Source organism: Octadecabacter arcticus 238, assembly GCF_000155735.2.
GTDB classification, from domain to species: domain Bacteria; phylum Pseudomonadota; class Alphaproteobacteria; order Rhodobacterales; family Rhodobacteraceae; genus Octadecabacter; species Octadecabacter arcticus.
Genome location: NC_020908.1, coordinates 1,240,997 through 1,253,579, shown reverse-complemented (window position 1 = coordinate 1,253,579; position 12,583 = coordinate 1,240,997). Strand labels below are relative to the sequence as shown.

Sequence of the window (12,583 nt, the reverse complement as noted above, 5' to 3'; positions counted from 1 at the left end):
TCTTGATCAGCGCCCCTCATAGTTCGCGGGGCGCTTTTCCAAAAATGCCAAAACGCCTTCCTGGAAATCGCGGGTCTTGCCACATTCGCCTTGCAGCCGCGCTTCCATAGCGAGCTGTTGGTCCAACGTGTTCTCAAAAGATCCCCGCATCGCCGTTTTGACACGCTGGTAGGCAGCCGTTGGCCCCTTTGCCAAATGCAGCGCCCGCGCGGCCACATGGGTGTCGAATTCTTTTAGCGGCACGGCTTCATAGATCATGCCCCAATCAGCGGCCTGGCGTCCGGTGATCTTGTCACCAAATAGCGCCGCCCCCATGGCCTTGGCTGCCCCCATCTGGCGCGGCAACCAATAGGTGCCACCTGCATCTGGAATCAGGCCAATTCGGGTAAATGCCTGAATGAAATAAGCTTCGTCAGCCGCAATCACCACGTCCGCCGCAAGCGCAAGGTTCGCACCTGCCCCCGCAGCAGCACCATGCACGGCACAAATCGTCGGAATTTTGCAATCAAAGATCGCTTTGAGCATCGGCACATATTCGTCGCGCAACGTGCGTTCAAGATCAAGGTTTGTGGCATTGCCGCTGTCGCCCAAATCCTGACCAGAACAGAACGCATCCCCCGCACCACGGATCACCAACACGCGCGCATCCCGCTCAGCCGCCTTCACAGCGTGGGTGATTTCAGCGCGCATTTGCACGTTCAGCGCGTTCTTCATGGCAGGTCGGTTCAGCGTCAGCGTGGCGACATTGTTGGCAGTCTCAAGCTGGATGACGGCGTATTCCATGGGGCGTCCTTCATTAATTAAGTTGCTCCCACAGTAGTGAACTGTGCTGTTTAGAAAAGCCCAAACGCCGCGTCAGTCGATCAAAACGCAACCGCCATTTTATTTGTCCATAATCTCATCAAGGCGCTTTTGTTCATCGACATTTAAGGCGGCGGGCCCAGCCGCACGCGACCGTCCCTTGATAGTGGCAAGCGCGATTGCCCCTGCCAGCAGCAGCATGATTGGTGCGGCAAACCACAGCAGAATATTGGCCCCCTCAACCCGTGGGTTCAGCCGGATATATTCGCCGTAACGATCCACCAAGAACTGCATCGCTTGCGCATCGCTGTCACCCGCAACCAGCCGTTCGCGCAGCATCAACCGCAGGTCACGGGCAATGTCGGCGTGACTTTCATCAATGCTTTCATTGCGACACACGGGGCAGCGCAATTCGCCGGACAGCGCGCGGGCGCGCAGTTCAAGGGCGGCGTCGTCCAGCACCTCATCCGGCTGCACAGCCGCCAAAGGCGCAGCCAACAAACAAAAGACGAGGGCGAGCCATTTCATTCTGCCGGTACCGATTTTGCGTTGGATTTTGCGGCACCCGCAGCCACCCGCAACCGCCTGTCACTGAGCGAAATGAAGCCACCCAACGCCATCAATATCGCGCCGCCCCAGACCCAGCTTGCAAAGGGCTTGATGTAGGTGCGCACGGCCCAACCGCCCCCCGTTTGCGGATCACCAAGCACAACATAAACGTCGCGCAGGATGCCATTGCGAATGCCCGCTTCGGTTGTCGGCATCTGTGCCACTGGATAAATGCGTTTTTCCGCAAAGACCTGCCCGACGTCGCGCCCATTGCGGAACACTGTGATGATGCCGCCTTCGCCGAAATAGTTTGGCCCTTCAATGCCGATCACATCAGTCAGTTCGATCTCATGAATTCCGACTTGCCAGCGATCGCCGATTTGCGCAATGCGGATGTCTTCGTCTTCCCATGCCAGCAATGAAGCGACCGCAAAGACCGTGATCCCCATACCGGCATGCGCGGTGAATTTACCCCAATCCGCGCGCGGCAAACGGGTTAGACGCCCCGCGCGATCTGCCAGCCCTGCACGCCCTGTGCGCAGCCATAGATCCATGGCAGCGCCGCCAACGACCCATATTCCAAGGACGACACCAATTGGTCCCATCGCGGATCGTCCAGTCTGCACGGCATAAGCCAGCAACCCAAAGGCAATTGCCAAGACCGCTAACGGTGCCATGGCTTTAGCCGCCCGCGCCAGACTGCCACGTTTCCACGCCAGCACCGACCCAATCGGCAGGATCAGCGTCAGTGGCACAAAGATCAGCGTAAAGGCAAAGTTGAAAAATGGCGATCCGACGGACACTTGTTCCGGTCGATCAAACAGCCCCATGGCGTAAAATGGGTTGGTCATACCTGCGCCCCAGACTGGATTGGCCGACGCGAGCTCCACCACCAGCGGCCAAATCGTTCCCCAGAACACCACAAAACAGGACACCGCCAAAAGCACATTATTGGACACGACGGCGGTCTCACGACTGACCATACCGAACACGCCTTTGGATTCCATCGCACTGGCGCGCAGGGCGAACAATAACAGGCCACCACCGACAAAAAACGCGAGGATAAGGAGGATGAAAACACCGCGCTCGGGGTCATTGGCAAAGGCATGTACCGATGTCAGCACGCCGGATCGCACGATGAATGTCCCAAGCAACGAGAATCCGAATGCAAGGATCGCAAGCAGGATTGTCCACGCCTTTAGGCTTTCGCGCTTTTCGACAACGATGGCCGAATGAAGCAATGCGGCCGCCAAAAGCCACGGCATGAAGGATGCGTTTTCAACCGGATCCCAGAACCAAAAGCCGCCCCAGCCCAATTCGTAATACGCCCACCAAGACCCCAGCGCGATGCCGATTGTCAGGAAAATCCACGCCGCTAAGGTCCACGGGCGCACCCACCGCCCCCAAGCAGCATCGACCCGCCCTTCGAGCAAGGCTGCAATTGCAAACGAGAACGACATCGAAAGCCCGACGTACCCCAAATACAAAAACGGCGGATGAAATGCCAAGCCGGGGTCTTGCAGCAGCGGGTTCAGGTCGCGCCCGTCAAAGGGCGGAAATGCCAAGCGTTCAAACGGGTTCGACGTAAAAAGGACAAAGGCATAAAAGGCGACGCTGATCGCCGCCTGCACAGCCAAAACCCGGGCCCGCAAACTGGCCGGAAGGTTGCCGCCAAACCAACTGGCACAAGCGCCAAACAGCACCAATATAAGCAGCCACAGCAACATAGACCCTTCGTGGTTGCCCCAAACGCCTGAAATTTTGTACAGCAACGGCTTGGCCGAATGGCTGTTCGCCACCACCAATTTAACCGAAAAGTCAGACACCACAAACGCATACATCAATGCGGAAAAACTGAAGCCGACAAGAAGCAACTGCACCACCGCTGCGGGGTCCGCCAACCCCATCCAACCGCGCCAGCCTTTGTGTGCACCAACCAGAGGCACAACCATTTGAACGACCCCCACAAGGGCCGCAAGAATCAAAGCGAAATGTCCAAGTTCTGTAATCATTGGTCGAGTATAGTCCGCCCTGCCTATGGAGCCAGCGAAACCGCCCCACATATGCGAGGCGAAACGTCACGTCACGTCTGCGTCAGCGTCAGCGTCAGGTTACGGCTGGCTGTTTTGCCATTCAAGCAGCGCCGGATTATCGCTCGGTGCCAAAGCCCCAAGTGTCAATTCAGCCGACGGCGCACTTTGCGCCACCTGCGGCGTATCTGATCGCAACGCTTGCAGCGCACGGGTGTTTTGCACAACGGTCGGAACCCGCGCCAATGTCTGCGCAATAGATCGTTGGAAGTCCTGACTGTGTGCCTGATGACGCGCGCCAAAATAGAAACTGACAATCGCGCCCATCAGCCACCACAGCGGATCAGGCACCAGCGAAATGCCCTGCATCCGCGTGGAAAACCAAACAGGATCAGACATCACCACGACGAACAATCCGATCGTGCCGAACGCCAGTAACGGACGGGGCAAGCGGTTTAATGCATCCATGAACCGGTCAAACCCGCCCTGTCGCTGCACCCTAAATTCTGACGCAAACTGCTGCATTGACTGTGTTTGGATCGACGCCTGTCGCACCGCCGCCCCTTCGGCGTTTTCACGAAACACCTGTGCGGTTTCCACGATCACATTGCGACCATTGCCAAACACCGAACTAAAAATGCGTTCAATCAAACCCATTGTGCGATCCTTTCACGGTGCTCGTCGTGACTGAGGTGATAGCGCGGTGAAATGAACTCTTCCGCGCGCGTGATCCAGCCCCCCTTGCCGCCATCCAGACGCCGTGCGTATTTGCGACTGGTTGGGCGTGCATCGGCCAACGCGTAGTAATAATTGCGCCGCGCGATTCCGTAAGCATCAACGAAATGATCAACGGCTGCCGCCATGCCCTGCTGCGCGCCCGCAATCGTTTGCTGCCCGATCACCCCGTCCACACCGACGTCGATCCGCATATCGCGCAACAAACGCTGCAAAATCCGCACCGCGTTCGCGCCCGCATTCACATACATATCAAATACCGATGCGTGCAGTGCAGCAGGCAAATCGCGAATACGCGGGCGTTCGAAGTAGTGGTTGATGAAAATCGCCACAGCTTGTTCACGCGACAACATGCGCACGTCCTGTTCTGTCACGACGCCGTCGTGATCCAGATCAAGCCCCAACCGGCTTATCGTATGGATTGTCACACCAAAATTCGTCGCACCGCCCGGATCGTCGGGATCGTTCACATAGCCGCCCTCACGGGTGACAATTTCTTCGGCAATTTGATTGACATCGTTCATCAGAACACCCCCATGCGTTTGACCATGCAGGGTGCAGATAAAAGGTTAACCGCTGGTGGCGGCACCGTCCGTTGCGTCCGCGTCAACCGCGTCGAGAGGGTCACAGAAATTCTGCGCCTCCTGCATATTCACGACCTCAGCAGGCATGTATGTTTCGTCATGTTTGGCAAGAATTTCAACGGCTTCAAATGTTCCGTTAATGTAGTAACCCTGACCAACCATGCCCTGACCTTCTTCAAACAGGCTCGGCAATATATCGTTGAAGGTCACAGGCACGACGTTCCAGCAATCGGTGACAACGAACGACACTTCAAGCCCTTCGCCCCGCACAATCGATCCATCCTGTACCATGCCGCCAATGCGAAACAGCTCACTCTCTTGGGGCGGTTCGGACACGACGTCAGTGGGGGACCGAAAGTAGTTAATCCCGTCGCGCAAGGCATATCCAATGATTGCCGTCGACAAGCCTAGCGCCACAAAGGCGACCAAAATAATCTGAATGCGTCTGGTTTTCTTAAGAGATTTCATCGATCTACCCTAGAAGGTTGTAAAATTATGGGAACAATGGCGCCATCATAAGTCCCGCTGTCTCTGGCAGACCTAACATCAGATTGGCATTCTGCAATGCCTGACCACTTGACCCTTTGGTGAGGTTATCAAGCGCTGCAATGACAATCGCCCGCCCGTCGCGCCGGTCTGCAACCACACCCACGTGACAGAAATTCGATCCGCGAATATGGCGGATGCTCGGATGTTCGCCGATCGGCAGGACCTCAATGAACGGCTCATCCGCATATTGCTTTTGTAGCACGTTATGAAGGGCTTGCGCGTCACCCTTCACGTAAACAGTCGCCAGAATCCCGCGGTTCGCCGGTATCAGATGCGGTGTGAATTGCACTTCAACCGGGCGTCCAGCAATCGCACTGAATTCTTGATCCAGTTCCCCCAAATGACGGTGCGTTCCGCCAACCGCGTAGGCATGTGCGCCCTCGGACAACTCCGCATGCAACAGGTTTTCCTTTAACGACCGCCCCGCGCCTGACACAGCACAGGCGAGATCGATGATAATGTCATCCAGATCAATCACACCCGCAGCAATAAGAGGCCGCAGCGCGAATTGCGCGGTCGCCGCGTTACATCCCGTGCCAGCCACAAGCCGCGCTGCCGCAATGTCATCGCGGTAAAACTCAGTCAGGCCATATACGGCCTCTTTTTGCAGGTCCAACGCAGCATGGTCATTGCCATACCATTTTTTATAGGCCGCAGGATCGCGCAGCCGGAAGTCCGCACTCAGATCAACAATCTTGAGTATTTTTGGGAGTTTAGCGATCACTTCTTGGCTGGTTTTATGCGGCAAAGCACAAAACACCAGGTCAATCCCGTCAAAATCCATGTCTTCAATCGTGGTTAAGATCGGCAGGTCCAGATGGCGCAAATGCGGGAAAACCTGCGCCATGCTTTGCCCGGCTTTCGAATTTCCCGACAACGCGGCAATCTCGATAGACGGGTGGCCAGCAATCAGGCGCACAAGTTCGGCACCAGTGTATCCAGACGCCCCAAGAATCGCAATTTTATAAGTCATTTCAGTATCCTCACGCTGACAGTTCAGCGCATATCTTCGTCACATCTAATTGGTTTACGCCGCCTCAAACGTGATCTGTCGTCGCAGGAACTGTGTCGCGCGGTCGCTGACCCGTTTTGGATCCCCCGATGTCAGGAACTTTGACGTGCCACCGCCCACCATTTCTGGCCGCCGTTGCAAATAATCCGCAAGGCTGTCGGCAACCAGATCGGCCTGACTGAAAACCTTCACGTCTGCGCCAAGGGCAGCCTGAAACGCGTCCTGCATCATCGGGTAATGTGTGCAGCCTAGCACGGCAGCATCCGGTTCCGGCATCTTGCGCTTTAGCGCGTCAACGTGGCTGCGCACCAAGGCTTCGGCAAGGATCATGTCGCCTTCCTCAATCGCATCAACCACGCCACCGCAGGCTTGTCCTTCGACATCTACGCCGATGGCGCGAAACGCCAGTTCGCGCTGGAATGCGCGGCTCGAAACGGTTGCGGGTGTGGCAAATAGCGCAACGTGTTTGACACCGACTTCGCGTGGCGGGGAATTGTCGCCCCACGACCGCTCGGTCATGGCCTCAATGAGTGGAACGAAAACCCCCAAAACCCGCTTGTCTTTTGGTACCCAGCTTTCTTGCATACGCCGCAGTGCCGCGGCCGATGCGGTGTTGCAGGCTAGGATCACCAGATCGCAACCTGCATCAAACAGCGCTTGTGTCGCCGCCGTGGTCAGGTTGTAAATATCATCTGCCGTGCGCACGCCGTAGGGCGCATTTGCGCTGTCGGCGTAGTAGACAAACGGCACATCCGGCAGGCGCTGCTGCACCGCATCCAGCACGGTTAACCCGCCCAAACCACTGTCAAAAATGCCAACTGCCATCTGCCTTGCCTTTGATTATGAGACGCGCAAACGCCGTTGGTTGGGTTCTACGTGCCTTTCCACGGGAAATCCATGCAGGTTTTTCGCCTCATTCTGCAGCAACACGCCCTTCTGGGGTACGCAGAACCGCCAGCAATTCTTCGCGCCGTTTTGCAGCCTTGGCGGCGTAGTCCAGTTTCACCGGTCCAAACCCGCGAATATCGAGCGGCAAACGGGCAAGTGCGACGGCAGCGTCGACGCTGTCAGGGCGCACGTCCCCGCGCACCGAAATCATATCGGATTCATATTCCGCAATCAGCGCGCGTTCCATTCTACGCTCATCGGTGCGGCCAAAAATATCCAACGCGGTGCCGCGCAATCCCTTCATGCGCGCAAGAAGCGGGAACAGCTTTGCCGTAACCTTGGGCATTGCGATCTTCTTTGGTCGCCCGTTAGATCCTGTTCCGCTCACTAACGGCGGCGCGAGGTGGTGGGTCAGCTTTAGCGTCCCCTCAAATTCCGCCTCAGCCTGTCTGCGCGTGTCGATCAGTAGCCGCGCGACTTCGTATTCATCCTTGTAAGACAACAGCTTATGATACCCAAGCGCCACCGCTTCACGTAGATCACCATCAAATCCGGCAACAAAATCGGTATAGTGTTTGGCGTACTTTGCATTTTGATACTTGGTCAGATGCTGTGCACGAAACGCGATTTTTTCGTCCAGCGTTTTTGGCTTATTAACCACCGTCGGGTTCAAAACTTGTTCGACTTGTGTCGGATGAAGCACCGCCCAGCGACCATATTCAAACGCCTGCAAATTGCGCTGCACCGCGGTACCATTCAATTCGATCGCTTGGCGGATCGCCGCACCCGAAATCGGGATCCCGCCCATCTGCCACGTCGCCCCGAACACCATCATGTTGGAATAAATCGCGTCCCCCATCAGTGCTTTGGCGAGCGAATGGGCATCAAACATCGACAGGCGATCTTTTAGACGCACCTCCAACGCCAGCGTCAGGCGATCTGTGGGCAATTTGAAATCAACATCGCGGGTGAAATCACCGGTCATGACTTCGTGCGAATTGACCACGCCGCACGTGCGCCCTGTCGACATCAGCCCCAGCGTTTTGGCACCAGCAGACACAACCAAATCGCCGCCAATCAACGTATCACATTCGCCAGTCGACACGCGGATCGCATGAATATCGCAGGCCTCCTCAGCCAATCGACAATGGATATGCACCGCACCGCCCTTTTGGGCCAGCCCAGCCATTTCCATCATGCCAGCCGCCTTGCCGTCCACATGTGCCGCCATCGCCAGCACCGCGCCGATGGTCACAACGCCCGTACCACCAACGCCGGTGATCACAACATTATGCGTGCCGTTGATCTGTGGCAAAACCGGATCGGGCAGATCAGGCAGATCAACGGATGTGGTCGCCGCCTTTTTCAATTGTGCGCCTTCAACCGTTACAAATGACGGGCAAAACCCGTTGACGCATGAGAAGTCTTTGTTGCAAGACGACTGATCAATTGCGCGTTTGCGGCCCAATTCGGTTTCAAGTGGAACGATGGACACGCAGTTGGATTGCACGCCACAATCGCCACAGCCTTCGCAAACATCGGTATTGATGAACACGCGTTTGTCAGGGTCAGGAAAGAGCCCGCGTTTGCGGCGACGGCGTTTTTCGGCAGCACAGGTCTGCACATAAACAAGGACCGATACGCCTTTAACTTTGCTTATCCATTTTTGAACCGCATCCAGATCATCGCGGATTGAAATCGCAATGCCTGACGGGATCGTCGACAGGTCCAAACCCTCCTTGGGATCATGCACGAGGGCCACGGTTTTCACACCCATCGCCAGTACTTCGCGACAAATCTGGTCGGCTGTCAGCCCACCATCATTGCCCTGCCCGCCGGTCATTGCCACGGCATCATTATACAAGATTTTGTAGGTTATGTTGGTGCCCGCCATAAGCGCGAACCGGATCGCCTGAACGCCCGAATGGTTGTATGTCCCGTCCCCAAGGTTCTGGAATACGTGATCGCGTTTGGAAAACGGCGCTTCGCCGACCCAATTGGCACCTTCACCGCCCATCTGCGTGAACCCAACTGTGTCGCGGTCCATCCATTGCACCATATAATGACAGCCGATGCCTGCGTAGGCGCGATCGCCTTCTGGCACGCGGGTCGATGAATTATGCGGGCAACCGGAACAGAAATACGGCAGGCGAGCAGCGATTTCTTCCACGTTATCGGCGCGTTTTACGTCTGCCAGCTTTGCCAAACCGCCCTCGATTCCGTCCGTGCGTCTGCCCTCTTCGATCAGCACACCACCGATTTTCTCGGCAATCCAAACGGGGTCCAGCGCATACCGCGTCGGAAACATTTCCTCACGGCGGCCATTTTCCCAGCTGTCACCCTTGTGCCAGCCGTAAACCCGCCGCCCGTCGTGATCGTCAAAGATCGCTTCCTTGATCTGCACTTCGATGAGCTTGCGTTTTTCTTCGACCACAATGATCAAATCCAGCCCCGCAGCCCATTCATGGAAACTTTCCACGTCCAGCGGCCAGACTTGCCCGACCTTATAGGTCGTCAACCCGAGCTTTGCGGCCTCATCCGCATCAATTCCCAACAACGAAAATGCGTGCAACAGGTCGAGCCAGTTTTTACCTGCCGCGACAAAGCCAATCTTGGCCCCTTCGCGCGGCCACACGACTTTATCGATCCGGTTGGCCCGCGCGAACGCTTCGGCGGCGAACCGTTTGTGGTCAATCATCCGCGCCTCTTGCGCAATTGGCGTATCGATCAGACGAATGTTCAGCCCACCCTCGGGCATCGGAAAGTCTGGCGTTACAAAGTCTTGCACGAACGGATCACCGTCCACCACGCTGGTGACTTCAATGGTGTCCTTCATCGTCTTTAGCCCAACCCAGACACCGGCAAAGCGCGACAAGGCCCAAGCATATTGCCCCATATCAAGGATTTCTTGCACACCGGCGGGCGATACAATCGGCATATAGGCATCGACCATCGCCCAATCGGACTGGTGCAGTGTCGTGGAACTTTCGCCGGTGTGGTCATCGCCCATCGCCATGATGACACCGCCATTGGCCGATGATCCGGCCATGTTGGCGTGTCGCATGACATCGCCAGACCGGTCCACACCGGGTCCTTTGCCATACCAAAGTCCGAAAACGCCGTCATGCGTCCCCTCGCCGCGCAATTCGGCCTGTTGGCTGCCCCATAACGCCGTTGCCGCCAAATCCTCGTTCAGGCCGCGCTGAAACGTCACATCGGCCTCGCTCAGCACCTTTTGGGCACGTTCCATCTGCATATCGACCGCACCCAGCGGCGATCCGCGATATCCGGTCACATATCCTGCGGTATTCAGCCCCGCCGCCGTATCACGCGCCTTTTGCATCAACATCAGCCGCACAAGCGCCTGTGTGCCATTCAACAAAATCTGCTTTTTAGTCAAATCATAGCGGTCATTCAGCGTGACGTCTTGACGGGTCATATAACACCTCCCTGCGTGATATTACGGCTCTCTCTCACATCTTAGGTCATAAAAGCTGACCTACCAAACGCATTTCACCTGACATCACGGAATGAAACAGACATAAGGGATACGTAACAAGTGCCAACATGTGAGCGGTAACAGATGCAGCAAGGATATCCGATGGACTGGGACAAGTTACGAATCTTTCACGCGGTCGCTGACGCAGGGTCGCTGACAGCTGCGGGTGACAAGCTACATTTGTCGCAATCGGCGGTGTCGCGCCAAATTCGTGCGCTCGAAGAATCACTTTCGACGATCCTGTTTCACCGTCACGCCCGTGGCTTGATCCTGACCGAACAGGGCGAACTGCTGTTTGATGCAACCAAATCCATGTCACGCCGTCTGGATGCCGCCAGTGCACGAATTAAGGATTCCGCCGAAGAAGTCTTTGGTGAGCTGAAGGTCACCACCACCACAGGCTTTGGCACCCTCTGGCTCGCGCCGCGCCTGCCTGCACTCTATGAAAAATATCCGGACCTTAACATCGACCTGATGCTGGAAGAACGCGTGCTCGACCTGCCAATGCGCGAAGCCGACGTGGCAATTCGCATGAAAGAACCCTCGCAGGCCGATCTGGTTCGCAAAAAGCTGATGACAGTGCGCATGCGGCTTTATGCGTCGCAGGCATACCTCGACAAAGTGGGTGGTTTCGATGAAATCGAGGACATCGGCCGTCATCGGCTCATTTGTCAAAGCCCCAGCGCGTTTCAGGTGGCGGCGGGGGCAACACTTGTCGGGCATCTGCTCAGCTATGACAAACCCAGTCTTTTGCATGTGAACAATTACTTTGGCGTGCTTCAGGCAGTGCTGTCCGACCTCGGTATTGGCGTTTTGCCTGATTATGTGATCGAGGACTTCCCCACCCTTGTGCGCGTTCTGCCTGAGGTTGAAAGCGGTGAAGTCCCTGTTTTCCTTGCCTATCCCGAAGAGCTGCGGCAATCCAAACGGATCATGGCGTTCCGCGATTTTGTTCAGGATGAGATTATTGCCCATCGCCGCCGTATTCGTGATGGCGCCGCCGCGATCGCTTAAATGCATCTCATCATATCGCTCAGGGCCGTGACCTATGCGACACACGCATGGCGGACATGCACCCAAGAGCGCCGTTATCGCTTGCTCGTTTCGTCGCTGCCTCATTAACATACGACATAGAGTGGCCTTGCCGCTTTATACCTCCCTGTTGGACTTCGCCGGGCCTTTGTGCCCGGCATTTCTTTGTCTAACTCCTTGTTTGTGAACGGCTTGATCCGCGCGACAAGACGTGTAGCCCGCATTTTCCCAATTCCATTTTTTTCACAATTGAGATATTGATAGACCATTAACGCCCACCAAGAGCTCTGCCGTGCACTGAACGACTACCGGCTGACGCCGGTAGGTTCCCTTTTTGAATGTAATTCAAGATACTGAAGTATGACAGCGTCAGTGACATTGCCGCTGGTTGTTGAGAAAAATCCGCGAGCCCAAAACCGCTGGCCCCAGTACCGTTTGCGCAGTTCGGGAAACTCGCGCTGTATCTTATAAGACGAGCGTCCCTTGATCCGCATCATCACCTTTGACAAAGCTATCTGAGGCGGGACCGATATGAACATGTGGACGTGATCGGTCGACAATACGCCCGTCTCAATATGCACGCCAAGTTCTTGGCATGTTTGGATAATGATTTCACGGATACGCTCACGCATTTCACCGCGCATAACTTTGTATCGGTATTTTGTTGTCCAGACGACGTGAAATCGGTGATAAAATTTGGTATGGCTTCCTGTGGAATAGATCATAATCTTCCCTCTCATTTTTAAGACCCTTACCGCTTCGCGGGGTCTTAAAAATGAGAGGGAAGATTATAGTACATTACGCTAAAGCGGACCGCCTGGAAGCCGGTGGCTTTAATCCCGTTTGTGGAAAATAAAATCCTGCCGCTCAGCATCATGCCAGTTCAATCGATTGCTACAGAAGT

The 12,583-nt window shown here is 55.7% G+C and carries 11 protein-coding genes; 1 reads left to right on the top strand and 10 read right to left on the bottom strand.

Translation table 11 applies throughout. From position 1 onward, the window contains the following. Positions 1–6 precede the first annotated feature (6 nt). From OA238_RS06575 to OA238_RS06535, 9 genes are all read right to left on the bottom strand, one after another. The gene (locus OA238_RS06575) at positions 7–783 is read right to left on the bottom strand and encodes an enoyl-CoA hydratase-related protein (protein ID WP_015494585.1); all 777 of its coding nucleotides are present in this window, start codon (positions 781–783) and stop codon (positions 7–9) included. Positions 784–882: 99 nt separating this feature from the next. Beyond that, complete coding sequence (locus tag OA238_RS06570) at positions 883–1,329, bottom strand: cytochrome c-type biogenesis protein (protein WP_015494584.1); 447 nt, start codon at positions 1,327–1,329, stop codon at positions 883–885. Beyond that, positions 1,326–3,362, bottom strand: a complete 2,037-nt coding sequence (locus tag OA238_RS06565) for a heme lyase CcmF/NrfE family subunit (RefSeq protein WP_044036419.1) — start codon at positions 3,360–3,362, stop codon at positions 1,326–1,328. The genes OA238_RS06570 and OA238_RS06565 overlap by 4 nt, the downstream gene beginning before the upstream one ends. A 99-nt stretch (positions 3,363–3,461) precedes the next feature. Next, complete coding sequence (locus OA238_RS06560; RefSeq protein WP_015494582.1) at positions 3,462–4,037, bottom strand: holin family protein; 576 nt, start codon at positions 4,035–4,037, stop codon at positions 3,462–3,464. Next, positions 4,028–4,639 (bottom strand): holin-associated N-acetylmuramidase, encoded by a 612-nt coding sequence (locus tag OA238_RS06555; protein WP_015494581.1) that lies wholly within the window; start codon positions 4,637–4,639, stop codon positions 4,028–4,030. The genes OA238_RS06560 and OA238_RS06555 overlap by 10 nt, the downstream gene beginning before the upstream one ends. A 45-nt stretch (positions 4,640–4,684) precedes the next feature. Then, positions 4,685–5,167 (bottom strand): cytochrome c maturation protein CcmE, encoded by a 483-nt coding sequence (gene ccmE, locus OA238_RS06550; protein WP_015494580.1) that lies wholly within the window; start codon positions 5,165–5,167, stop codon positions 4,685–4,687. Positions 5,168–5,192: 25 nt separating this feature from the next. Then, entirely contained in the window at positions 5,193–6,221 is a 1,029-nt protein-coding gene (gene argC / locus OA238_RS06545; RefSeq protein WP_015494579.1) for an N-acetyl-gamma-glutamyl-phosphate reductase, read from the bottom strand. Positions 6,222–6,275: 54 nt separating this feature from the next. Further along, positions 6,276–7,085 carry a glutamate racemase gene (gene murI, locus OA238_RS06540; RefSeq protein WP_015494578.1) on the bottom strand — a complete coding sequence of 270 codons (810 nt, stop codon included), beginning with the start codon at positions 7,083–7,085 and terminating at the stop codon, positions 6,276–6,278. An 88-nt stretch (positions 7,086–7,173) separates the two neighbouring features. Further along, entirely contained in the window at positions 7,174–10,587 is a 3,414-nt protein-coding gene (locus tag OA238_RS06535; RefSeq protein ID WP_015494577.1) for an indolepyruvate ferredoxin oxidoreductase family protein, read from the bottom strand. A 162-nt stretch (positions 10,588–10,749) separates the two neighbouring features. On the opposite strand from OA238_RS06535, the gene OA238_RS06530 reads away from it, so the two are divergent. Then, positions 10,750–11,661: a LysR family transcriptional regulator gene (locus OA238_RS06530; RefSeq protein ID WP_044036417.1), complete on the top strand. Its 912-nt coding sequence runs from the start codon at positions 10,750–10,752 to the stop codon at positions 11,659–11,661. A 323-nt stretch (positions 11,662–11,984) separates the two neighbouring features. Here OA238_RS06530 and tnpA read toward each other — a convergent pair whose 3' ends face one another. Beyond that, entirely contained in the window at positions 11,985–12,404 is a 420-nt protein-coding gene (gene tnpA, locus OA238_RS06525) for an IS200/IS605 family transposase (protein ID WP_015494575.1), read from the bottom strand. Positions 12,405–12,583: the final 179 nt, after the last annotated feature.